20 protein-coding genes and 1 riboswitch are annotated in these 21033 nt (G+C 70.0%); of the genes, 11 read left to right on the plus strand and 9 right to left on the minus strand.

Translation table 11 applies throughout. The annotated features are described in order from the left end of the window. Positions 1-96: 96 nt before the first annotated feature. Together QZM35_RS11480 and QZM35_RS11485 are read left to right on the plus strand one after the other, a co-directional pair. Positions 97-1221, plus strand: a complete 1125-nt coding sequence (locus tag QZM35_RS11480; protein WP_089425431.1) for a porin — start codon at positions 97-99, stop codon at positions 1219-1221. Positions 1222-1403: 182 nt separating this feature from the next. Next, positions 1404-2108, plus strand: a complete 705-nt coding sequence (locus QZM35_RS11485; RefSeq protein WP_089425430.1) for a glutathione binding-like protein — start codon at positions 1404-1406, stop codon at positions 2106-2108. A gap of 179 nt (positions 2109-2287) precedes the next feature. Here the strand turns inward: QZM35_RS11485 and QZM35_RS11490 are convergent, their stop codons facing one another. Further along, the gene (locus tag QZM35_RS11490) at positions 2288-3205 is read right to left on the minus strand and encodes a LysR family transcriptional regulator (protein ID WP_089425428.1); all 918 of its coding nucleotides are present in this window, start codon (positions 3203-3205) and stop codon (positions 2288-2290) included. Positions 3206-3344: 139 nt separating this feature from the next. On the opposite strand from QZM35_RS11490, the gene QZM35_RS11495 reads away from it, so the two are divergent. Continuing rightward, positions 3345-4109, plus strand: coding sequence for an SDR family NAD(P)-dependent oxidoreductase (locus QZM35_RS11495; RefSeq protein ID WP_089425427.1), 765 nt, complete (start codon positions 3345-3347; stop codon positions 4107-4109). Between the two features lie 80 nt (positions 4110-4189). Continuing rightward, complete coding sequence (locus QZM35_RS11500; protein WP_089431083.1) at positions 4190-4897, plus strand: pirin family protein; 708 nt, start codon at positions 4190-4192, stop codon at positions 4895-4897. A gap of 217 nt (positions 4898-5114) precedes the next feature. Here the strand turns inward: QZM35_RS11500 and QZM35_RS11505 are convergent, their stop codons facing one another. After that, positions 5115-5630, minus strand: coding sequence for a MarR family winged helix-turn-helix transcriptional regulator (locus tag QZM35_RS11505; protein WP_089425425.1), 516 nt, complete (start codon positions 5628-5630; stop codon positions 5115-5117). Positions 5631-5761: 131 nt separating this feature from the next. Between QZM35_RS11505 and QZM35_RS11510 the strand changes: the two genes are divergently transcribed. Continuing rightward, complete coding sequence (locus QZM35_RS11510) at positions 5762-6940, plus strand: MFS transporter (RefSeq protein WP_301775930.1); 1179 nt, start codon at positions 5762-5764, stop codon at positions 6938-6940. Positions 6941-7160: 220 nt separating this feature from the next. Here QZM35_RS11510 and cobM read toward each other — a convergent pair whose 3' ends face one another. The 5 genes from cobM to QZM35_RS11535 form a co-directional block, all read right to left on the minus strand. Beyond that, complete coding sequence (gene cobM / locus QZM35_RS11515) at positions 7161-7889, minus strand: precorrin-4 C(11)-methyltransferase (RefSeq protein WP_301775931.1); 729 nt, start codon at positions 7887-7889, stop codon at positions 7161-7163. A 43-nt stretch (positions 7890-7932) separates the two neighbouring features. Then, positions 7933-8664, minus strand: coding sequence for a cobalt-precorrin-6A reductase (locus tag QZM35_RS11520; RefSeq protein ID WP_301775932.1), 732 nt, complete (start codon positions 8662-8664; stop codon positions 7933-7935). Continuing rightward, positions 8661-9749 carry a cobalt-precorrin-5B (C(1))-methyltransferase gene (locus tag QZM35_RS11525; RefSeq protein ID WP_301775933.1) on the minus strand — a complete coding sequence of 363 codons (1089 nt, stop codon included), beginning with the start codon at positions 9747-9749 and terminating at the stop codon, positions 8661-8663. The genes QZM35_RS11520 and QZM35_RS11525 overlap by 4 nt, the downstream gene beginning before the upstream one ends. Further along, the gene (gene cbiE / locus QZM35_RS11530) at positions 9749-11002 is read right to left on the minus strand and encodes a precorrin-6y C5,15-methyltransferase (decarboxylating) subunit CbiE (protein ID WP_301775934.1); all 1254 of its coding nucleotides are present in this window, start codon (positions 11000-11002) and stop codon (positions 9749-9751) included. The genes QZM35_RS11525 and cbiE overlap by 1 nt, the downstream gene beginning before the upstream one ends. Before the next feature lie 141 nt (positions 11003-11143). After that, complete coding sequence (locus QZM35_RS11535; protein WP_144025191.1) at positions 11144-11440, minus strand: hypothetical protein; 297 nt, start codon at positions 11438-11440, stop codon at positions 11144-11146. Positions 11441-11582: 142 nt separating this feature from the next. Further along, positions 11583-11774, plus strand: a riboswitch (cobalamin riboswitch). A 106-nt stretch (positions 11775-11880) separates the two neighbouring features. On the opposite strand from QZM35_RS11535, the gene cobG reads away from it, so the two are divergent. From cobG to cobJ, 4 genes are read left to right on the plus strand one after another with little or no spacing between them, the layout of a single operon-like run. Then, positions 11881-13245: a precorrin-3B synthase gene (gene cobG / locus QZM35_RS11540; RefSeq protein WP_301776058.1), complete on the plus strand. Its 1365-nt coding sequence runs from the start codon at positions 11881-11883 to the stop codon at positions 13243-13245. Continuing rightward, on the plus strand, positions 13238-13864 hold the full coding sequence (locus QZM35_RS11545; RefSeq protein ID WP_046545711.1) for a precorrin-8X methylmutase: 627 nt from the start codon (positions 13238-13240) through the stop codon (positions 13862-13864). The genes cobG and QZM35_RS11545 overlap by 8 nt, the downstream gene beginning before the upstream one ends. Beyond that, entirely contained in the window at positions 13861-14595 is a 735-nt protein-coding gene (locus QZM35_RS11550; protein WP_301775935.1) for a precorrin-2 C(20)-methyltransferase, read from the plus strand. Before QZM35_RS11545 ends, QZM35_RS11550 begins: the two co-directional genes overlap by 4 nt. Beyond that, positions 14592-16301, plus strand: a complete 1710-nt coding sequence (cobJ, locus tag QZM35_RS11555; protein WP_301775936.1) for a precorrin-3B C(17)-methyltransferase — start codon at positions 14592-14594, stop codon at positions 16299-16301. The genes QZM35_RS11550 and cobJ overlap by 4 nt, the downstream gene beginning before the upstream one ends. 6 nt (positions 16302-16307) lie before the next feature. Here the strand turns inward: cobJ and QZM35_RS11560 are convergent, their stop codons facing one another. Further along, positions 16308-17516, minus strand: a complete 1209-nt coding sequence (locus QZM35_RS11560) for an MFS transporter (RefSeq protein WP_089431077.1) — start codon at positions 17514-17516, stop codon at positions 16308-16310. A gap of 94 nt (positions 17517-17610) precedes the next feature. Between QZM35_RS11560 and QZM35_RS11565 the strand changes: the two genes are divergently transcribed. Then, positions 17611-18513, plus strand: coding sequence for a LysR substrate-binding domain-containing protein (locus QZM35_RS11565; RefSeq protein WP_301775937.1), 903 nt, complete (start codon positions 17611-17613; stop codon positions 18511-18513). A gap of 250 nt (positions 18514-18763) precedes the next feature. Next, positions 18764-20119, plus strand: coding sequence for a chitinase (locus QZM35_RS11570; protein ID WP_301775938.1), 1356 nt, complete (start codon positions 18764-18766; stop codon positions 20117-20119). Between the two features lie 116 nt (positions 20120-20235). On the opposite strand, the gene QZM35_RS11575 is transcribed toward QZM35_RS11570, so the two are convergent. After that, complete coding sequence (locus QZM35_RS11575; protein ID WP_301775939.1) at positions 20236-20979, minus strand: IclR family transcriptional regulator; 744 nt, start codon at positions 20977-20979, stop codon at positions 20236-20238. Positions 20980-21033: the final 54 nt, after the last annotated feature.

Consider the following 21033-nt stretch of genomic DNA (forward strand, 5'->3'; position numbering starts at 1 on the left):
CAGGCGGGCGTCGCCTGTCACACCCTCCCGCTAGCCTCCCTGCTTCACCCGGACGGGCTCGACCCCGTCCGGTCCAATACGACCCTGGAGACTTCGATGAAGACGAAACTGGCCGCGCTCGCGGCGCTTGCCGGCTGTTCGGCGCTCGCGCATGCCCAATCCTCCGTCACGCTCTACGGCGTGATCGACTCGGGCCTGCTGTACCAGAGCACGTCGGCGGCGTCGTTCAGCCCGACCGCGCCGAATACCGGCAAGGTGTTTCGCATGAAGGACGGCGGCATCTACTCGAGCTTCTGGGGCATCAAGGGCAGCGAGGACATCGGCGGCGGCTACAAGGTCAACTTCAAGCTGCAGGGCTCGTTCGACAGCGGCAGCGGCAAGCTGCAGTTGAGCGACACGCCGGGCGCCGTCGCGATCTTCAACCAGGTCGCGTCGCTCGGCGTGTCGGGCCCGTTCGGCACGTTCACGGCCGGCCGCCAGATCGTGCCGATGATCTACGCGATGGCCGACACCGACGTGCGCAACGCGCAGTTCTTCGGCAGCGTGCTGATCGCGTGGCTCGGCCTGAACACGGCAGCCGGCTGGTCGGGGACGAGCACCAACGCAGCGATCGGCGCGCTGTACGACAGCAATGCGCTCGTCTACCAGTCGCCGACCTTCGCGGGTGCGTCGATCGCGCTCGAATACGCGCCGGGTGGCGTGGCCGGGCAGTTCCAGGGCGGCACGCGCGAGTCGGTCGTGCTCAGGTATGCGAACGACGGGCTGAACGCTTCGGCCGCCTACTACAACGGCCACGACACGAGCCCGGTGCCGGGCGTCGCGCCGACCGGCGTCGACAATAACCGTTTCATCTACGTCGGCGCGAAGTACACGATCCACGGTTTCTCGGTGTCGGCGTCGTACGGCAACGGCAGGAATCCGTCGCATGCGGACAAGGTGAACCTCGACATGCTGTCGGCCGGCATCGGCTATCGCTTCACGCCCGCGCTGCAGGTGACGTCCGCGGTGTATTACCTGAAGGATCGCAACGTCTCGACGAACAAGTCGACGGCGGTCGTGCTCGCGGCCGACTACAGCCTGTCGAAGCGGACGATGGTCTATGCGCAGGTCGGCCACGTGAACAACCGCGGCACGATGGACCAGATGCTCGTGTACGGGCAGCCGGTTGCGCCGGGCGTCGGCACGACGGCCGCGATGATCGGGCTGCGGCACACCTTCTGACGGTTGCCGGCGGCGCCTGACGATGCCGCGGCGGTCGCGCGTGGCCACCGCCTGCATCGATCCGCGGGATCGGCTACAGTGGGCGTTTTCGGCGCGCTCCGCCCTGCCGTCTCGTCATCGACCGTGGCGCGTGCGGCGGCAGGAACGGGGCGCGGATCCTTCACTTCGACGAGCGACCCTCCATGTCCGACCTGTCCGCCTTCCCGATCACGCAAAAGTGGCCGGCCCAGCATCCCGACCGTCTCCAGCTCTACTCGCTGCCGACGCCGAACGGCGTCAAGGTGTCGATCATGCTCGAGGAAACCGGCCTGCCGTACGAGCCGCACCTCGTGCGCTTCGACACGAACGACCAGCTGTCGCCCGCGTTCCTGTCGCTGAACCCGAACAACAAGATCCCGGCGATCATCGATCCGAACGGCCCGGACGGCAAGCCGCTGCCGCTGTTCGAATCGGGCGCGATCCTGATCTATCTCGCGGACAAGACGGGCCAGTTGATCCCGAAGGATCTCGCGGGCCGCTACGAGACGATCCAGTGGGTGATGTTCCAGATGGGCGGCATCGGGCCGATGTTCGGCCAGGTCGGGTTCTTCCACAAGTTCGCCGGCCGCGACTTCGAGGACAAGCGTCCGCGCGACCGCTACGTCGATGAGTCCAAGCGCCTGCTCGGCGTGCTCGACGCGCATCTCGCGAATCGCCAGTGGGTGATGGGCGATACCTACACGATCGCCGACATCGCGATCTTCCCGTGGGTGCGGAACCTCGTTGGCTTCTATGAAGCGGGTGATCTCGTGGGCTTCAGCGAATTCCGGAACGTCAAGCGGGTGCTCGACGCGTTCGTTGCGCGGCCGGCTGTCGAGCGTGGGCTGAATATTCCGGCACGGGGCTAAGAGGCTACGCGGGCGCACGTTGCGCGGGCCGCGATCTGAAAAACCCGCCGCATTGCGCGGCGGGTTTTTTATTTGAAGGTCTTCGCGAATTTTCCGGGAGCGCCGTGAAGAATGTCGTTGTTCGGCGCGGCGGCGAACGTCCGAGTTGCCGAGGTAGCGGTGCCAGTCACGCCAGCGCGTCACGTGGGCCACCGCCACGACGGATCGGACAGGTGTTCCGCAAAGTAATCGGACAGCGCCGCCACCTTGGCCGGACGGGCGCGCGCGGACGGCGTGACGAAGTAAAGGCCGCCCTTCGTCAACGACCAGTCGGTCAGGAGCGCTTCGAGGCGGCCATTGGCCAAATATTCGCCGGCGATGAATTCGGGCAGCTCTGCAATCGCGAGGCCATCGAGCAGCGTGGGCAGCAACGCATCGGCATTCGTCACGCGCAGCGGTCCGGTCGGCATGACCGGTTCCTCCTCACCCGCGTCGTTCGTGAACCGCCACACATCGCCGCGTGCGCGATACGCATAGGAAAGGCACGGCCGATCCACCAGTTCGCGCGGATGGGCGGGCCGTCCTTCCCGCTTCAGATACGCGGGCGACGCCACGACGAACTGGGTAACCGCGCACAGCCGGCGCGCGACCAGCGACGAATCCGGCAGCGCGGCGATGCGCAGCGCGGCGTCAAAACCGTCGGCGACCAGATCGACCGACGCATCGGAAAGATGCAAGTCGATCGACACCTCGGGATACGTGCGAAAGAAGCCGGGTAACAGTGGCGCAACCCAGCGCAGCCCGAACGACATCGGCACGGCGAGCCGCACCAATCCACGCGGCTGCGACGACATTTCGCGCGCGGCGTTTTCCGCCTCCTCGGCCCGACGATAGATCTCGCCGGCCGTCTCGCAAATGGTCCGGCCGAACTCGGTCAGCGCGAGCTGTCGCGACGTGCGATTGAAGAGCCGCGCACCCAGCCGGTCTTCCAGACGGGCGACGCCCCGCGAGACCGTCGCGACGGACACCCCCATCGCACGCGCCGCCGCCGCGAACGATCCTTCCTCGGCGACCTTCGCGAACATCGCGAGTCCTTCGAAATCCGGCAGCTTGGCCATCGCCCCTCATCTTTTCATTTATGCAACGTTAGGTTGCAATCAATTCTATTTCGAAATGATCGGGGCGTCGATATTCTCCTCACATCGCAGCACGCAACACCGAACGCAGTCCCACTTATCGAACGCAAGGAGAAGCAAAATGGCACGCAAACTCGACAGCAAGATCGCCCTCGTGACCGGCGCAACCAGCGGCATCGGCCTGGCCACCGCCCAACGTTTCGCGGCAGAAGGCGCGCACGTCTATCTCACCGGTCGCCGTCAGGCCGAACTCGATGCCGCCGTGAACGGGATCCAGGCCGCGGGCGGGAACGCGACCGGCGTCCGCGTCGACTCCACGAAGCTCGATGAACTCGACGCGTTGTACGCGCAGATCAAGGAAGAACAGGGGCGCCTCGACGTGCTGTTCGCGAACGCCGGCGGCGGTTCGATGCTGCCGCTCGGCGACATCACCGAAGAACACTACGACGACACCTTCGATCGCAACGTGAAGGGCGTGTTGTTCACGGTGCAAAAAGCGCTGCCGCTGCTCGCCGAAGGCGCATCGGTGATTCTCACCGGCTCGACCGCCGGCAGTGCCGGCACCGCTGCCTTCAGCGTGTATTCGGCGTCGAAGGCCGCGGTGCGCGCCTTCGCACGCAGCTGGATTCTCGACCTGAAGGACCGCCGCGTCCGCGTGAACACGATCAGCCCGGGGGCGACCCGCACGCCCGGCCTGCTCGACCTCGCCGGTGACGACGCCGCCCAGCGCCAGGGTCTCGCCGATTACCTGGCGGCCCAGATCCCGATGGGGCGCCTCGGCGAACCGGGCGAGATCGCGAGTGCCGCGCTGTTCCTCGCGTCGGACGACGCGAGCTTCGTGAACGGCGTCGAGCTGTTCGTCGATGGCGGCCAGCAGCAGATTTAAGCATTGCGCCGGGCGCGGATGCGATCGTCGATGATCGAGCCCGCGCCCGGCGCATACGCGCATTTGAACCCGGACCCCTCATGATCGAACATCGATCGTTTCAGTTGCTTGGCGCGACCCGCAGTGACCGGCGCGACACGCGGATGCATTTCCGCGTCGGCGCCTGCGGACGCCCCGATCACGGTTCGCTCGGCGCGCTCTACGCTTGGGACGACGAAGCGATCGCACCGCATGCCGCCTTTGGCCTAGACGCTCACCGGAACGTCGAGATCGTGACCTGGGTGCGCTCGGGCGCGATCACGTTCGAAGACGACGCGGGCAATCGCACGCGGCTGGTTGCCGATTCCATGCAGGTGATGCATGCCGGCGCCGCTATCCACCTTGCCGAGCGCAACGAGGAGAACGTCGCTGCGCGGCTGTTCCAGATCTGGCTGCATCCGCGCACGCCCGGCGGCACGCCGCGTTCGGCGACGCGAACCTGTTCGCGCGAATGTCGCGAAGGCCGCTTCGTCACGCTGGCGAGCGGCGATCCCGATGACGTGTGCGCGGGTGCGCTGCCCATCCACGCCGACGCGCGCGTGCGCATCGCGACGTTACGCCAGGGCACGACGGTGCATCACGTGTTGCCGGGGTCAGGCGTGGCGTATCTGGTTGCAGATCATGGCCGGCTCGATGTCGGCGAAGTCCGGCTCGCGCCGCGCGACGGGGTTGCCGTTCGCGACGAAGCGCGGCTCACGTTGGTGGCACGAGACGACACCGATGTCGTGATGGTCGAGCTTTTGCGGTAAGGGAGCCGTACCTTCGGGCTCGACCGCAACGACATGCTTCAATGGTTATGCGTCGTACGAAAAGCTCGGTTGGGTCGCTTTATGGGCCGTTTTGCGGTGAGGGGCAGACGTGGATCCGCGTGACGGGGTGTCCGCCACCGGGCGGCAAGCGGCGTCCACGTAAATCATGACGATTTTTTTGCCCGCCTCGTGCGTTCGCCTCACGCATGCTGCGGTGCTACTTCCCCTCCGCCCCTTTCGACGCCCCCTCTCCCAACCCCGCCAGCAACTTCCCCAGCAGTTCAGACAACTGCGCCTGCTCCGCATCCGACAATACGGCCAGCAACTCCCGCTGGTTGTCGATGTGCGCGACGACTGCCTCATCGATCAGCGCGCGGCCGGTCTCCGTCAGCGCGACGAGCGTGCCGCGCCCGTCGGCCGGGTTCGGCCGGCGCTCCACCCACCCGGCCTTCTGCAACCGGTCGATGCGCGCGGTCATCCCGCCCGACGACATCATCAGCGCGTCGTACAGCGCCGTCGGCGTCAGCGCGAACGGCGCTCCGCCGCGCCGCAGCGTGGCCAGCACGTCGAACTCACCCGGCTGCATCCCGTAGCGCGCGAACAGCGGATTGAGACGGTCGCGCGCGATCACGAGCGCCGCCTCCTGCAGGCGCCCCATCACCACCATCGACGACGCGTCGAGATCCGGACGCTCGGCGCGCCATTGCGCGAGCGCATGCGCGGCTCGATCCATTAACCCTCCTCGGCTCACTAGTTATCTTGACGTCGAGATAAATCAGCATTTATCTTGATGTCGAGATACTTTACATGAAAAGCGCGGCACCTCACCGGAGGGCGCCGCGCACCGATATCGAGGGCCTTGCAATGAATCGCTTCACTTCCCCCGGATGGCGGCTTGCCGCCATCGTCCTGGTCGGGCTGAACCTGCGGCCGGCGCTCGCCGCGGTCGGCCCGCTGCTCGACATGATCCAGCGCGCGACCGGCATCAGTGACGGCGCGGCGAGCCTGCTGACGACGGTCCCGATCCTGCTGATGGGCCTCGGCGCACTGAGTGCGCGGCGCCTGCAGCGCCTGACCGGCATCGCGGGCGGCGTCTGGCTCGGCGTCGCGTTGATCGGGCTCGCCTGCGTGTCGCGCATCGGCGCGCAGCACGCGTGGCTGCTGCTCGCGAGCGCCTGCTGCGCGGGCGTCGGGATCGCGATGGTGCAGGCGCTGCTGCCCGGCTTCGTGAAGGCGCATTTCGCGACGCGGATCGGCGGTGCGATGGGCGTCTACTCGACGTCGATCATGGGCGGCGCCGTGCTCGCGAGCGTCGTCGCGCCGTTCGCCGCGGCCCAGTGGGGCTGGCTCCCCGCGCTCGCGGGCTGGGCGCTGCCGGCCGGGGTGGCCGCGCTGGCGTGGCCGCTGGCCAGTCGCGGCGGCGACGCGCTCGCCGCCGGGCCGACGTCGGCGTCGAACGCGCAACCGTCGCGCTCGCCGCGCGCGTGGCGACTCGCGCTGTTCTTCGGCATCGCGACGGGCGCGTACACGCTCGTGCTCGCGTGGCTGCCGCCGTATTACATGCGGCTCGGCTGGTCGCCGACGGCGGCCGGCAGCCTGCTCGGCGGCGTGACGCTCGCGGAAGTCGTCGCGGGGCTGACGATCTCGGCGACGATCGACCGCCTGCCCGATCGCCGGCCCGCGCTGCATGCGGCGATCGCGTCGCTGTTCGTCGGCTTGCTGGTGATGCTGGCCGCACCCGAGGCGCTGGCGTTGCCGGCCGCGCTGCTGATGGGCGCGGGGATCGGCGCGCTGTTTCCGCTGTCGCTGATCGTCACCGTCGACCATGCGGCGACGCCGGCCGATGCCGCGTCGCTGACGGGGTTCGTGCAGGGCATCGGCTACCTGATCGCCGGGCTGTTTCCGTTCGCGGCGGGCATCGTGCGCCAGCACCTCGCGGATCTGACGCCCGCATGGATCGCGATGGCCTGCCTGTGTGTCGCGCTGTTCGCGCTGGCGGCGGGGTTTGCGCCGAAGCGGGTGCTGCACGCCGCGCGTGCGTAGCGCGTGTCCCGCGCAATGTTGCCCCGCCGCGATCGGACAGGGCTGTGGTCGTGCTCAACTGCTCAACCTGATCCCTGTCGTCGGCATCGCCGCGTCGATCCTGATCCTCGGCGAATCGGCGTCGCCGATCTGCTTCGTCGGGGGCGCGATCACGATCGGCGCGGCGCCCGACACGCCCCTGCGTGAACGCCGCACCGAACCCGGGCCGGCCCGCGCGTGCTCAGCCCGCGCTCGCGTACAGCGTCGAATCCGCGAACCCTTCGGCGTCCAGCACGCGCCCGATCAGGATCAGCGCGGTGCGCTCGATCTGCGTGCCCTGCACCTGGCCGACGATGTCGGCGAGCGTGCCGGTCACACGCTCTTCATCCGGCCAGCTCGCGCGATAGATCACCGCGACCGGGCAATCTGCGCCGTAATGCGGCAGCACTTCGTCGACGATGCGGGCGAGATGGCGCACGCCGAGATGGATCGCGAGCGTCGCGCGGTGCGCGGCGAGCGCGCCGAGCGCTTCGCCTTCCGGCATCGTCGTCTTGCCCGCGAAGCGCGTGAGGATCACCGTCTGCGCGACACCGGGCAGCGTCAGCTCGACGCCGAGCGTTGCCGCGCACGCGGCCGTGGCCGTGACGCCGGGTACGATTTCATACGGAATCCCGAGCGCTTTCAAGCGGCGAATCTGCTCGCCGATCGCACCGTACAGCGACGGGTCACCCGAATGCACGCGCGCGACGTCCTGCCCTTTCGTATGCGCGTCGGCGAGCAACGCGACGATGGCGTCGAGGTCGAGTTCGGCGGTATTGACGACCTGCTCCGCGCGATGGCCGTCGAGCACGGCCGCCGGCACGAGCGAACCCGCATACAGGATCACCGGGCACGTGCGCACGAGGCGCTGGCCCTTCACCGTGATCAGCTCCGGGTCGCCGGGGCCCGCGCCGATGAAATACACCGTCATCGAAAAATCTCCGTCAATTCATGGGGTGACCGGCCGCGCGGCGTCATGCGCGCGCGGCGGGATCGAGCGCGTCGATGAGCGCCGCGGCGGAATCGAACGCGCGGTCGGCGTCGGGTAGCGGCGGCCGGCGCAGCATCACGACCGGCAGCCTGCGTTCGCGCGCGACGTCGAGCTTGGCTTCCGTGGCCGCGCCGCCGCTGTTCTTGCTGACGACGACGTCGATGCCCATCAGCGCGAACAGCGCGCGCTCGCCGTCGAGCGTGAATGGCACGCGCGCGGCGACGATCTGCGCATGGGCATTGCCGGGATGCGCGTCGAGGCAGCGCACGAGCCAGAACTGGTGCGGCGGGATCGCGTCGAGATGCGCGAGCGGTTCGCGGCCGAGCGTGAACAGCGGCCGCCTGAACGGCGCGAGCGCGGCCTCGATGCCGGCCCAGTCGTCGACCATGCGCCAGTCATCGCCGGGTTGCGGCACCCACGGCGCGCGGCGCAGCGCCCACAGCGGCACGCCCGCTTCACGCGCAGCGGCTGCGGCATTCGCGCTGATTTGCGCCGCATACGGATGGGTCGCGTCGATCACGAGGCCGATGCCGGCGTCGTGCAGATACGCGGCCAGGCCGGCCGCGCCACCGAAGCCGCCGACGCGCACGTCGCAGCGCAGGTCGTCGGGCACCTTGCCGAGGCCGGCCAGGCTGTACACGTGGTGAGGACCGAGTGCACGCGCGATCTTCAGTGCGTCGCCGGTGCCGCCGAGCAGCAGGATGCGCACGCTCATCGCGCCTCCCCGACGAAGCGGCCCTGCCGGTCGATCGCGAACATCTCGACGGCGACCGACGGCGGCACGATGTCGCGCGCGACGCGCAACGCCTGTGCACAGACGAGATCGCCGAGCGGCACGCCGTCGGCGTGTGCGAGCTTCAATGCTTCCTGGCTCGTGTTCGCGGCGCGCATCGCGGCCTGCAGCGTGTCGCTTGCGCCCGCCTCGGCCGCCCACTGCGCGAGCAGCGGCAGGTCGATGCTCGAATGGCGGCTGTGCAGGTCGAGATGGCCGGCCGCGAGCTTGCTGAGCTTGCCGAAGCCGCCGCACATCGACAGCCGCGCGACCGGCGCGCGCCGCAGGTGCTTGAGCACCGCGCCCGCGAAATCGCCCATCTCGATCAGCGCCATGTCGGGCAGTTGATAGTGCGCGCGCATCGCGTCCTCGCTCGCGTTGCCGGTGCAGGCGGCAATGTGCGCGATGCCGTTCGCGCGGGCGACGTCGATGCCCTGGTGGATCGACGCGATATAGGCCGAACACGAGAACGGCCGCACGATGCCGGTCGTGCCGAGGATCGACAGGCCGCCGACAATGCCGAGGCGCGGGTTCATCGTCTTCAGCGCGAGCGCTTCGCCGCCTTCGACGCCGATCGTCACGTCGAAGCCGCCCGCATAGCCGTGCTCGGCCGCCAGCGCGTCCAGGTGCGTCGTCATCATCTGGCGCGGCACCGGGTTGATCGCCGGTTCGCCGACCGGCAGCGTCAGCCCCGCGCGCGTGACCGTGCCGACGCCCGGCCCCGCATGAAACCGCACGCCGGGCACCGCCGCGAGCGCGACGCGCGCGAAGATCAGCGCGCCGTGCGTGACGTCCGGATCGTCGCCGGCATCCTTGATCGTGCCGGCTTCCGCACCGTCGGCGGTCGCCCGGCAGAACTCGAGCCGCATCATCACGCGCTGCCCCTTCGGCAGCACGATCTCGACCGCGTCGTCCGCACTACCCGCGAGCAGCAGTCGCGCGGCGGCGAGCGACGTCGCGGTCGCGCAGCTGCCGGTCGTATAGCCGAAGCGTAGCGGCGCGGGCTGTTCGGGAGTCTCGTCGCGCATCACGCGTCCGTTGCGTTCGTCGTGGCCGGCGCTGCGGACGTGTCGGCCGCGTCGGGCTTGCGCACGTCGTACAGCGTGACCGGCAACGGTTGTCGCCACGTATCGAAGCGGCCGAGCGGCTCGGCGTGGGCGAGCGACACGCGCGTGAGCGTGCCGCCGTGCGCCTCGCGCCAGGCGGCGAGCGTCATCTCGCCCTGCAGCGTGACCGCGTTCGCGACCAGCCGGCCGCCGGGCTTCAGCGTTGCCCAGCACGCGTCGAGCACGCCGGGCGCGGTCGCCCCGCCGCCGATGAAGATCGCGTCGGGCGCGGCGAGCCCCGCGAGCGCGTCGGGCGCGCGGCCCGCGACGAGCTGCAGGCCCGGCACGCCGAGCGCGTCGCGGTTGTGCTCGATGAAGCGCTGCCGCTCCGCATGCGCTTCGATCGCGATCGCCTGGCATGACGGATGCGCGCGCATCCATTCGATGCCGATCGAGCCGCTGCCGGCGCCGACGTCCCACAGCAGCTCGCCGGGCGCGGGCGCGAGACGCCCGAGCGTCATCGCGCGCAGGTCGCGCTTGGTGAGCTGGCCGTCGTGACGGTACGCATCGTCGGGCAGGCCGGGCGTGAGCGCGCGGCGCGGCGCGTCGGGGCCGGCCTGGCAATCGAGCGCGACCAGGTTGAGCGCGGCCGTTTCGTCGATGCGCCAGTCCTGAGCGAGAGCGTCGAGACGGCGCTCGAGCGAGCCGCCCAGATGTTCGAGCACGCTGATGCGCGTCGGCCCGAAGCCGCGTGCGACGAGTTCGGCCGCGACGGCGGCCGGTGTGCGGCCGTCGGCGCTCAGCACGAACAGGCGGCGGCCGGGCAGCAGATGACGCGCGAGCGTCGCCAGCGGCCGGCCGACGAGCGAGACCGCGCCGACCTCCTGCAGCGCCCAGCCGAGGCGCGCGGCCGCGAGCGACAGCGACGACGGCGCGGGCAGTACGCGCCATTCGTCGGGGGAAAGCTGGCGCGCGAGCGTGGCGCCGACACCGAACAGCATCGGGTCGCCGCTGGCGAGCACGCAGACGGGCGACGCGCGCCGCGCCAGCACGCCCGCGAGGTCGAACGGCGACGGCCACGCTTCGCGCGCGGCCGGCAGCCGCGCGGGCAGCATGTCGAGATGCCGCTTCGCGCCGACGACGAGCGTCGCGTCGAGCAGTGCGCGACGCGCACTGCGCCCGAGCCCCGCGTAACCGTCGTCGCCGATGCCCACTACCGTCAGCCACGCCGTCATGCACCCTTCCCCATCGTTCGATTTCCTACCGTGTGTTGCGATGCGCGGCGGCTGGGCTGCCGCGCGTTGATTCGTTGACGATCCCGATCCGCTCCCGCGCCGTGCGTGTCGCCCGCCCGCCGGTGCGATACGGCGACGACGTCAGCCGAGCGGCACGCCGACGACAAACGTCAGCAAGGCCAGAACCATCCCGCCGATCGACGCGATCAGCAGCCAGCCGAGCAGCAGCCACATGAGCGAGCGTGCATCGGTTTTCCGGTACAGGAACGTGCCGCCCGCCGCGATCGGCACGCCGAGGCCGGCGAGCCCGACATTCTTCGGCCACTCGGCCGACGGCGCAAGCGGGATCAGTATGCACGCGAGCAGCATCCAGGCCGGGATGGCCAGCAGGCCCAGCGCGATGCCCATGCCGAACAGCTCCGTCCTGCCGAGTGTCATCGCGGATGCCGGCGGTCGCCGATCGGGTGTCGAGCCGCCAATCGTACCATTTGCGAGATAGCGCCAAACCGGCTGCGACCGCGCTGTGACGCGGTTGCGCGGCATATCGACAATGCCGGATCGTCTCGAAAATCGGGTATCCTACGGCCGTTCGTTCGCCGGTGCCCTTCGGGGCCGAAGAGGGAACACAGGGCGCGCCACGCGCCGCTGTGGCTGCCCCCGCAACTGTAGACAGCGAGCCGATCTCCCCCTCATGCCACTGGTTCCACCGGGAAGGCCGGGAGCCGGCGCCGACCTGTCAGCCAGGAGACCTGCCGGCCAGAAAGTGCGTGCGTGCCAGTCGGCGTCGGGCGGGGTGTACCGATGCGTTGGCCGCGGCCCGACACTGTCCCGGTACCCCGTTGAGCTCCGCCCCCGTTTCGATTCCTGCGTCGCCCGTCGTGCGCCCGTCGGCCTGCCCGGGGCTCGTGCGCGTGGTCGCGGCCGCCGACGGCGGGCTGTGCCGGATCAAGCTGCCGGGCGGCCGGCTCGATGCGCGCCAGGCGCGTGCGATCGCCGCCGCCGCGCGCGCCTTCGGCTCCGGCACGATCGACGCCACCAATCGCGCGAATCTCCAACTGCGCGGCATTCGTGACGGCGCGGCCGACGCGCTGACGCGTGCGTTGCTCGAAGCGGGTCTCGGCCCGCCCGTCGACGCCACCTCGAATGCAGACGCCGATGCAGCCGCGCTCGCCGCGAGCGACGACGTGCGCAACGTGCTGCTCAGCCCACTCGCCGGCCACGACCCTGCCGCGCTCGTCGACAGCCGCGCGCTTGCCGCGCCGCTCTTCGACATGCTGGCGCGCGAGCCCCGCCGCGGCGAGCTGTCGCCGAAATTCTCGATCCAGCTCGACGGCGGCGAATCGGTTGCGGCGCTCGATCATCCTCACGACATCTGGCTGGCCGCCCGGCGTCGCGGCGACGGCGCGGTGCGCGTCGCGGCCGGGCTGGCCGGTTGTCCGCCGGTCGCGCACGATGACCCACCCGCTTCTGTCGATGTCGCGCCCGATCAAGCTGCTGCGCTGGTCCGCGCGCTGCTGCTCGCGTTTCTCGATCTCGCACCGGCCGACGTCACGCGGATGCGCGCGCTGCTCGCAACATGCGGCGAACGCGCGCTGCTCGAACGCGCGCAGCACTACCTGCCCTTCCCGCTTGAAGCCGATCCGGCACTCGCCGGCTGGCGTCGCACGTGCACCGACCCGACGCTGCGTTTCGGCGTGCGCCCGTCGCTCGATGCGACGCGCTGCAACGTCGGCGCGCAATTCGTGCTCGGCCGACTCGATGCCACCCAACTGGAACGGCTCGCGGCGCTGGCCGAAACCGACGGCGACGGCACGCTGTCGATGACGCCATGGCAAGGCGTGTTCTTGCATGACGTCTCGCGCGAACGCGCACCGGCCACGCTCGATGCGCTCGCGTCGCTTGGCCTCGTCTGCGCGTCGTCGGACCCGCTGGCGACGCTCGTCGCGTGCACCGGCAGCGCGGGCTGCGCGAAAGCGCGCGCCGACACGAAGCACGACGCACGCGCGCTCGCCGCCCGCATCGGCCATGCAGTCGACGTGCACCTGACCGGCTGCGAACGCCACTGCGCGCTGCCGCATCCCGCGACGCACACGCTCGTCGCGGTGGCGCCCGCGCACTACGACCTTTACCGGCGCGACGCCGCCGCGGGCCTTGGCGCCCCGCTCGCGCGCCATCTGACGATTGACCAGGCCGCGGCCCGACTGACGGGCGCGCGGCACAGCCAGGACACCACCGATGCTTGACTACATTCGCGACGGGCAGGAAATCTACCGCCAGTCGTTCGCGACGATCCGCGCCGAGGCCGACCTGTCGCAGGTTCCGCCCGACCTCGAGAAACTCGCGGTGCGCGTGATCCATGCGTGCGGGATGGTCGACGTCGTCTACGACCTGCGCTTCTCGGCCGGCGCCGGCACGGCGGGCCGCACGGCGCTCGCCGCCGGCGCGCCGATCCTGTGCGATGCGCGGATGGTCGCCGAAGGCATTACGCGTGCGCGGCTGCCTGCCGACAACCGCGTGATCTGCACGCTCGGCGAGCCCGAGGTGCCCGATCTCGCGCGGCATCTCGGCAACACGCGTTCGGCCGCCGCGCTCGAGCTGTGGCGTCCGCATCTCGCGGGCAGCGTCGTCGTGATCGGCAATGCGCCGACCGCGCTGTTCCACCTGCTCGACATGATCGACGCCGGTGCGCCGCGCCCCGCGCTGATCCTCGGTTTCCCGGTCGGCTTCATCGGCGCGGCCGAATCGAAGGCGCTGCTCGATGCCGACAGCCGCGGCGTGCCGTACGTCGCCCTGCTCGGCCGGCGCGGCGGCAGCGCGATGGCGGCGGCAGCGGTCAACGCGCTCGCGACGGAGGTCGAATGACGACCGCGCGCGGACGCCTGTTCGGTGTCGGTGTCGGCCCCGGCGATCCCGAACTGATGACGATCAAGGCGCTGCGCGTGCTGCAGGCCGCGCACGTGGTCGCGTATTTCGTCGCGAAGGGCAAGAAAGGCAATGCGTACGGCATCGTCGAAGCGCACCTCCAGGACGCGCAGACGCAGCTGCCGCTCGTCTATCCGGTGACGACCGAGGCCTTGCCGCCGCCGCTGTGCTACGAGACGGTGATCGCCGACTTCTACGACACGGCCGCCGAGGTCGTTGCCGCGCACCTCGACGCGGGGCGCGACGTCGCGGTGATCTGCGAAGGCGACCCGTTCTTCTACGGCTCGTACATGTACCTGCACGACCGCCTCGCGCCGCGCTACGACACCGAGGTGATTCCGGGCGTGTGCGCGATGCTCGGGGGCACCGCGGTGCTCGGCCAACCGCTCGTCTATCGCAACCAGAGCCTGTCGGTGCTGTCGGGCGTGCTGCCCGAGCATGAACTGCGCGAGCGGCTCGCGCGGGCCGACGCGGCCGTCGTGATGAAGCTCGGGCGCAATTTCGACAAGGTGCGGCGCGTGCTCGACGAGCTGGGGCTCGCGAAGCGCGCGCTGTATGTCGAGCGCGCGACGATGGCGAGCCAGCGCATCGTGCCGCTCGACGAAGTCGACCCGATGGCGTCGCCGTATTTCTCGCTGCTCGTCGTGCCGGGGGAAAAATGGCAAGGATGACCACGCTGCCCGCGATCGTGATTCTCGGCGCGGGCGCGCTCGATACCGCGCGGCGCATCCAGGCGCGTTATCCGGGTGCGCTCGTGCATGGCCTCGCATCGCGTGTCGCGGCCGACGTGCCGTTCGACGATCTCGGCGCGCATCTGCGTGAACTCTATGCGCGCGGTGTGCCGATCGTCGCGCTGTGCGCGGCCGGCATCGTGATCCGCTGCATCGCCCCCGCGCTCGCCGACAAGGGCATCGAGCCGCCCGTGCTCGCGGTGGCGGAAGACGGCTCGGCGGTCGTGCCGCTGCTCGGCGGGCTGACGGGTGTCAACGTGATCGCGCGGGAAATCGCCGCATGCGTCGGCGTCGCGCCGGCGATCACGACGAGCGGCGAACTGCGCTTCGGCGCGTGCGTGCTCAATCCGCCGGAAGGCTATGCGCTTGCCGATCTCGGCCAGGGCAAGCGCTTCGTCTCCGATCTGCTCGCGGGCGCGTCGACGCGCATCGACGGCGCGGCGCCGTGGCTCGACGATGTTGCGCTGCCGCGCGACGAAGCCGCCGCGCATGCGATCCGCGTGACCCCCGACGCATGGCGCGGTACGCGCGACGAACTCGTGATTCATCCGCGCAGCGTCGTGGTCGGCGTCGATGCGCGGGCTATCCACGCGGATGAAGTGCTTGCCGCACGCATTGATGCAGCACTCGATTCGCAAGGTCTCGCGCGGCTGGCGCTCGCCGCGATCGTTGCGCCCGCATCGGCAATCGGTGATGGCGTACTGGAAGAAGCGGCGCAAACGCTCGACGTGCCGCTGCGCTTCGTAGATGCCGACGCTGACGCGACAGATGATGCGGCCACCCTGCTCGGCCGCGCGTTGCGCGTCGCGCACACGCTGCGCGCCCCGACGAACGGCATCGCATGCGCGGTCGCGTCGCATCCGGTCGATCCCGCCACGCTCGGCCGTGCACGCGGCCGACTGACGGTGCTCGGCCTCGGCCCGGGCGGCGCCGAGTGGCTCACGCCGGCCGCGCGCGCCGCGCTCGAGGACGCGACCGACATCCTCGGCTACACGACCTACGTGAACATGGCCGGCCCGTTCCGCGCCGACCAGCGCGTGCACGGCACCGACAATCGCGAGGAGATGCAGCGCGCGCGCCATGCGTTCGAGCTTGCAGCCGAAGGCCGGCGCGTCGCGGTCGTGTCGTCGGGCGATCCGGGCGTGTTCGCGATGGCCGCGGCCGTGCTCGAAGCGCTCGACGAAGCGCGCGATCCGCACTGGGCCGCGGTCGACCTGCGCGTGGAGCCCGGCATCTCGGCGTCGCTCGCGACCGCCGCGCAGGCCGGTGCGCCGCTCGGTCACGACTTCTGCGCGATTTCGCTGTCGGACAACCTGAAGCCGTGGGACGTGATCGAGACGCGCCTGCGGCACGCGGCGCAGGCCGATCTGGTGATGGCGTTCTACAACCCGATCTCGCGTGCACGGCCGTGGCAGCTCGATCGTGCACTCGATGCCGTGCGCGCGCACCGCAGCGCCGAGACGGTGGTCGTGCTCGGCCGCGACATCGGCCGGCCGGGCGCGACGCTCACGACGACGACGCTCGGCGCGTTGCGCAGCGACCAGGTCGACATGCGCACGATGGTGATCGTCGGCTCGTCGACGACGCGGCGCCTCGCAATCGGCAACGCACGCGAGTGGGTCTATACGCCGCGCTGGTATCGCTGAACCCGGTCAGCGCGTCGGCGTGACGCCGCGTGCGTCGGCCTGCGCGGTGCCGGCTGTGCCGTCGGCGCGCCAGAACCGGTACACGAGCACGCCGACGATCGCTTGCGTCGCGACCACGAACGCGACGCAGCCGGCCCATCCCCACCGATGCCAGCCGGGCACCGGCAGGATCGAGCCGAGGCTGCCGCCGAAGTAATAGCAGGACAGGTAGATGCCGATCGCCGTCGAGCGCGCGCTCGACGCCGCCTGCGAGATGAACGTGTTGGCCGACGCCTGTTCGACGAACACGGCGGTCGAGCTGAGCGCGAGGCCGGCCAGGATCACCGGCACGTGGTTGGACAGCGTGAGCAGCGCCCCGCCGATCGCGAGCGCGGCCGCGGCAAGCCCCGGCGCGCGCGGGCCGCGATGCCGCGCGAGGCGCCCTGCCAGCGGGGTCACGACCACCGCCACCAGAAACACCGCGTAGATCGCGCCGATCCCGACCGTGCCGAAGTTGAACGGCGCGCGGGCCAGGCGCAGGCCGACGAACGTGAACGTCGCGACCTGCGACGCGAGCACGCATGCGCCGATCGCGAACGATGCAAGCAGCGGGCCGCGCGTGACGATGCGCCAGGACGGCCCCGCGCCGCTATCCGCAACGTGCTCGACGCGCCGCGCGATCGCGCCGGACGCCGGCAGGCTCGCGTAGATCGCGACGCCCGTGACGAGACACAGCGCCGCGACGACGTCGAGCGCATGCCGCCAGCCCCAGATCGACGTCATCAGGTTGGTCGCGAAGCGGCCGGCGAAACCGCCGAGCGTCGTGCCGGCGACGAACAGCGCGCTGATCTCGGCGGAGGTGCCGCGATCGAAGCGCTCGGCGATATAGGCGATCGACAGCGCGAAAATGAAGGGCATGACGAGACCGGCTGCAAAGCGCGCGCCGAGGAACGACGTGAAACCGCCCGCCTGCGCGGACCACACGACCGGCAGCGCGACGGCCACCGCCGCGAGCGAGATCGCGACGCGCCGCTCGATGCGCGCGGCCAGCATGCCGACGAACGGCGCGATAATGGCGACGGCCGTCGTGGTGGCGCTCACGCCCTGCCCCGCGCGCTCCGCGCTGACACCGAAGGTGGCCGCGAGTTCGTGCAGGATGCCCTGCGTCGAATACAGATTGAGAAACGCGGCGAAGCCGCAGAGAAAGAACGCGATGCGCGTGGTCCTGTCGTTCATCGGAGCGGCCTGGTCGTCGATACCGACAGTCTGACGAGCGCGCCGCGTGCACGCCAATACCGTTTTCATCGCGATTGATACCGGAACGACAACAATGCTCGACCTGCGCCGCCTCCGCTATTTCGTGGTCGTCGCCGACGAACTGCACTTCGGCCGCGCGGCGTTGCGCCTGCGGGTCGCGCAGCCGCCGCTGACGCGCCATATCGCTGCACTCGAAAGCGAGCTCGGCGTCCGGCTGTTCGAGCGTTCGACGCGCGCGGTGCGGCTGACGCCGGAAGGCGCCGCGTTCCTCGACCATGCGCGCCACGTCGTCAGCGCGGCCGCCGAGGCCGAGGCGAGCGCGCGCAAGATCGCGCAGGGCGTTGCCGGGCGAATCGTGATCGGCTATGCGAGCTCGATCCCGATGTCCGACACGTTCCCGGACGTCATCCGCGTCGCGAGCCGGACGATGCCCGACGTCGAGCTGGCGTTCCGCGAGGCGGCGACCGCGAGCCAGCGCCAGCAGATCGCGGACGGCACGATGGACATCGGTTTCGGCTGGGCATGGCACGGTGCGCCCGGCGTGCCGGTGGCATCGCTCGTCGTGTCGCGCGAACCGCTCGTCGCGGCCGTGCCGGCCGGCGATCCGCTCGCGAGCCGTGCGAGCGTCGACGTCGCGGCGCTTGCGCACGCAACCTTCGTCACCTTTCCGCCCGGTTACGGCTCGGCATTGACCGCGGCACTGGACGACCTGCGCGCGCAAGCCGGATTCACGCCGCGGATCGGCGCGACCGCCGCACAGATCACGACGCTCGTGTCGCTGGTGGCCGCCGAACGCGGCATCGCGATCGTGCCGGGTTTCACGGCCACGCTGCCGCGTCCGGGCGTCGTCTACGTGCCGCTCGCCGGCACGCGCGCGGTCGAGCAGATCGTGTCGTGGAACGAGCCGTTCGCGTCGGCGTGCGTCGAGCGCTTCGTCGCACTGGCGCGCTCGCTCGTGCAGCCGCCATCGGCTTGAAGTGCGACGAGCGACACGCGTCGGGCCTCTCCCGGTCGATCGGAAAAATCACCCGTGTCACGCATTCAGGAACTGTGTCGAATCGGCAAGATCGTTACGTATCGGGAATCAAATAACAAAAAGAACTCCTGACTATTCACTATTCGACGCGAATCCTCCAAGATGAGCACGCCGTCGGCCGGGCATGCCCGGTCGCCCGACCGGCGGCGATACGCGGGCCAGCGTATCCCTCTTCCACTTGGAGAACACAATGAACAACAATGTGTTGCCGCGTTTCATCCCGCGCGCACTTGCAGCGGGTTGCCTGCTTGCCGTGGCGAGCGTGTCCCAGGGCGCCGGCGTCTATGCGCCCTACGTCGACGTGACGCTCTATCCGACGCCGCTCGTCGACCAGATCGGCGTCCGGCAAGGCATCCAGCAGTTCACGCTCGCGTTCGTGGTCGCGGGCAACGGCTGTGTGCCGTCATGGGGCGGCGTGCAGCCGATCGGCAACGGCGCGAGCGGCGGCCTGCTGACCGCGCTGTCGACGTCGATCGCGAGCTATCGCGCGAAAGGCGGCGAAGTCGCCGTGTCGTTCGGCGGTGCGAACGGCACGCCGCTGATGCAGGCGTGCTCGACGGTTCCCGCGCTGGCGAGCGCGTACCAGACCGTGATCGACACGTACGGCCTCACGCACGTCGACTTCGACATCGAAGGTGCGTCGCAAACGGACACGGCCGCGGTCGCACGCAACTTCCAGGCGGTCACGCAGCTGCAGGCGAGCTATGCGGCGAAAGGCAAGCCGCTGCACGTCACGCTGACGCTGCCGACGATGCCGACCGGGCTCACGCAGGACGGCCTGAACGTCGTCAACGCGGCGATCTCGAACAAGACCGCGTTCGATGCGGTGAACGTGATGGCGATGGACTACGGCCCCGCGAACCTCGACATGGGCGCGGCCGCGATCAGTGCCGCGCAGGCGCTGTATTCGCAACTCGATACGGCCTTCAAGTCGGCCGGCCAGCCCAAGACCAACGCGCAGCTCTGGCAGATGGTCGGCGTCACGCCGATGATCGGCGTGAACGACGTGCAAGGCGAAACCTTCACGCTCGCGAATGCGCAAAGCGTGCTGAACGCGGCGGTCAGCAACGGCTACGGCTTCTTCGGCAACTGGTCGGTCGGCCGCGACCAGGCGTGCCCGTCGGGCGGCACATATGCGTCGCCGACCTGCTCGGGCGTCGCGCAGCAGCCGTACGCGTTCGCGACGATCTTCAAGCGGCTCGACGGCAAGTGGGGCACGGGCGTCACGCAGGATCCGAACTACGGCGGCGGCTCGGACGGCGGCACGCCGCAACCGGGCGCGCCCTGGGCGGCCGGCCAGGTCTATACGGCCGGCGCGACGGTCACCTACCAGGGCACGACGTACCAGGCGCAATGGTGGACGCAGGGCGACGTGCCCGGCCAGGCCGCCGTGTGGAAAGTGGTCGGCGGCGGCACGCCCACGTGGTCGGCCACCACCGCGTATTCGGGCGGCACCTGCGTGATGTACCAGGGCGCGAAATACTGTGCGAAATGGTGGACGCAAGGCGACAACCCGAGTGCGGGCGGCGTGTGGGTGAAGTCGTGATGCGGCGCAGCGGCCGGCGCTAGGCGCGAGGCCTGCGCATCCGGGGCCGTTCACGGCGATCGCCCGCTACCGGATCGCCGGCGGACGGCCCGCTGGGCGGCGCGCCCTGCCCGCTTTCAGTCGCGCGCGTGCTCGGCCAGCAGCCTGGCCTTCGCGTCGACGAGCAGCGCCGCATGCGTGTCGCGATGCTGGCGAATCCGCTCGGTCGGCCCGACCACCGACAGCCCGTACCAGTCGCCGTCGAGCGTCAACGCAACCGCGATCGCCGACAGCTCGGGCGCGCTCTCGCCGAAGTTCTCGGCCCAGCCGAGTTCGCGAAACCAGGCGGTTTGCGCGACGAGCGCGGGTAGATCCTCCACCGTCGCATCGGTGAAGCGCTCGAACGGCAACTGCGCGCCGAGCGCCTGCTGTGCGTCGCCGGCCAGTTCCGCGAAGATCGCCTTGCCGATCGAATTCGCATGCAGCGGGCGCAGTTCGCCCGGCGCGCGCGTATAGCGGATCGCCTGCTCCGACTCGACGACGTCGAGATACGTGACCGCTACACCCTGGATCTTGCCGAGCACGGCCGTCTCGCGGCTCGCGTCGCGCAGCGCGACGAGATGCGGATGGACGATGTCGACGACCGGGTCGGTCGCGTCGATCGCGGCGGCGATCGTCTGCAGGCGGCGCGTCGGGTAGTAGCCGCCGCGCTTGCGCACTTCGTACAGGTAGCCGCGGCTCACGAGCGTGCGCGCCATCGCGAGGCAGCTCGACGCCGGCACATTGAGCAGGCGCGCGAGTTCGGTGAGCGGCAGCGGCCGCCGTTCGGCGGCGAACAGCTCGAACAGGTCGAGCGTGCGGGCAACGAGTTTGACGTCCATGACGAGTGCTTGAATCGGAACGGGAAACCGCGCACCGGGCCGGCTGCCGGGTCG

Source organism: Burkholderia sp. AU45274, from assembly GCF_030482505.1.
Lineage (GTDB): Bacteria > Pseudomonadota > Gammaproteobacteria > Burkholderiales > Burkholderiaceae > Burkholderia.

Coding starts and splice junctions, on each gene's coding strand:
- QZM35_RS11505 (WP_089425425.1), bottom strand. CDS start 5,630: ATGGATCGAGCCGCGCATGCGCTCGCGCAATGGCGCGCCGAGCGTCCG.
- QZM35_RS11575 (WP_301775939.1), bottom strand. CDS start 20,979: ATGGACGTCAAACTCGTTGCCCGCACGCTCGACCTGTTCGAGCTGTTC.
- QZM35_RS11485 (WP_089425430.1), top strand. CDS start 1,404: ATGTCCGACCTGTCCGCCTTCCCGATCACGCAAAAGTGGCCGGCCCAG.
- QZM35_RS11525 (WP_301775933.1), bottom strand. CDS start 9,749: ATGCGCGACGAGACTCCCGAACAGCCCGCGCCGCTACGCTTCGGCTAT.
- QZM35_RS11535 (WP_144025191.1), bottom strand. CDS start 11,440: ATGACACTCGGCAGGACGGAGCTGTTCGGCATGGGCATCGCGCTGGGC.
- QZM35_RS11500 (WP_089431083.1), top strand. CDS start 4,190: ATGATCGAACATCGATCGTTTCAGTTGCTTGGCGCGACCCGCAGTGAC.
- QZM35_RS11480 (WP_089425431.1), top strand. CDS start 97: ATGAAGACGAAACTGGCCGCGCTCGCGGCGCTTGCCGGCTGTTCGGCG.
- cobJ (WP_301775936.1), top strand. CDS start 14,592: ATGACCACGCTGCCCGCGATCGTGATTCTCGGCGCGGGCGCGCTCGAT.
- QZM35_RS11560 (WP_089431077.1), bottom strand. CDS start 17,516: ATGAACGACAGGACCACGCGCATCGCGTTCTTTCTCTGCGGCTTCGCC.
- QZM35_RS11495 (WP_089425427.1), top strand. CDS start 3,345: ATGGCACGCAAACTCGACAGCAAGATCGCCCTCGTGACCGGCGCAACC.
- QZM35_RS11490 (WP_089425428.1), bottom strand. CDS start 3,205: ATGGCCAAGCTGCCGGATTTCGAAGGACTCGCGATGTTCGCGAAGGTC.
- QZM35_RS11510 (WP_301775930.1), top strand. CDS start 5,762: ATGAATCGCTTCACTTCCCCCGGATGGCGGCTTGCCGCCATCGTCCTG.
- QZM35_RS11570 (WP_301775938.1), top strand. CDS start 18,764: ATGAACAACAATGTGTTGCCGCGTTTCATCCCGCGCGCACTTGCAGCG.
- QZM35_RS11565 (WP_301775937.1), top strand. CDS start 17,611: ATGCTCGACCTGCGCCGCCTCCGCTATTTCGTGGTCGTCGCCGACGAA.
- QZM35_RS11520 (WP_301775932.1), bottom strand. CDS start 8,664: ATGAGCGTGCGCATCCTGCTGCTCGGCGGCACCGGCGACGCACTGAAG.
- cobM (WP_301775931.1), bottom strand. CDS start 7,889: ATGACGGTGTATTTCATCGGCGCGGGCCCCGGCGACCCGGAGCTGATC.
- cbiE (WP_301775934.1), bottom strand. CDS start 11,002: ATGACGGCGTGGCTGACGGTAGTGGGCATCGGCGACGACGGTTACGCG.
- QZM35_RS11545 (WP_046545711.1), top strand. CDS start 13,238: ATGCTTGACTACATTCGCGACGGGCAGGAAATCTACCGCCAGTCGTTC.
- QZM35_RS11550 (WP_301775935.1), top strand. CDS start 13,861: ATGACGACCGCGCGCGGACGCCTGTTCGGTGTCGGTGTCGGCCCCGGC.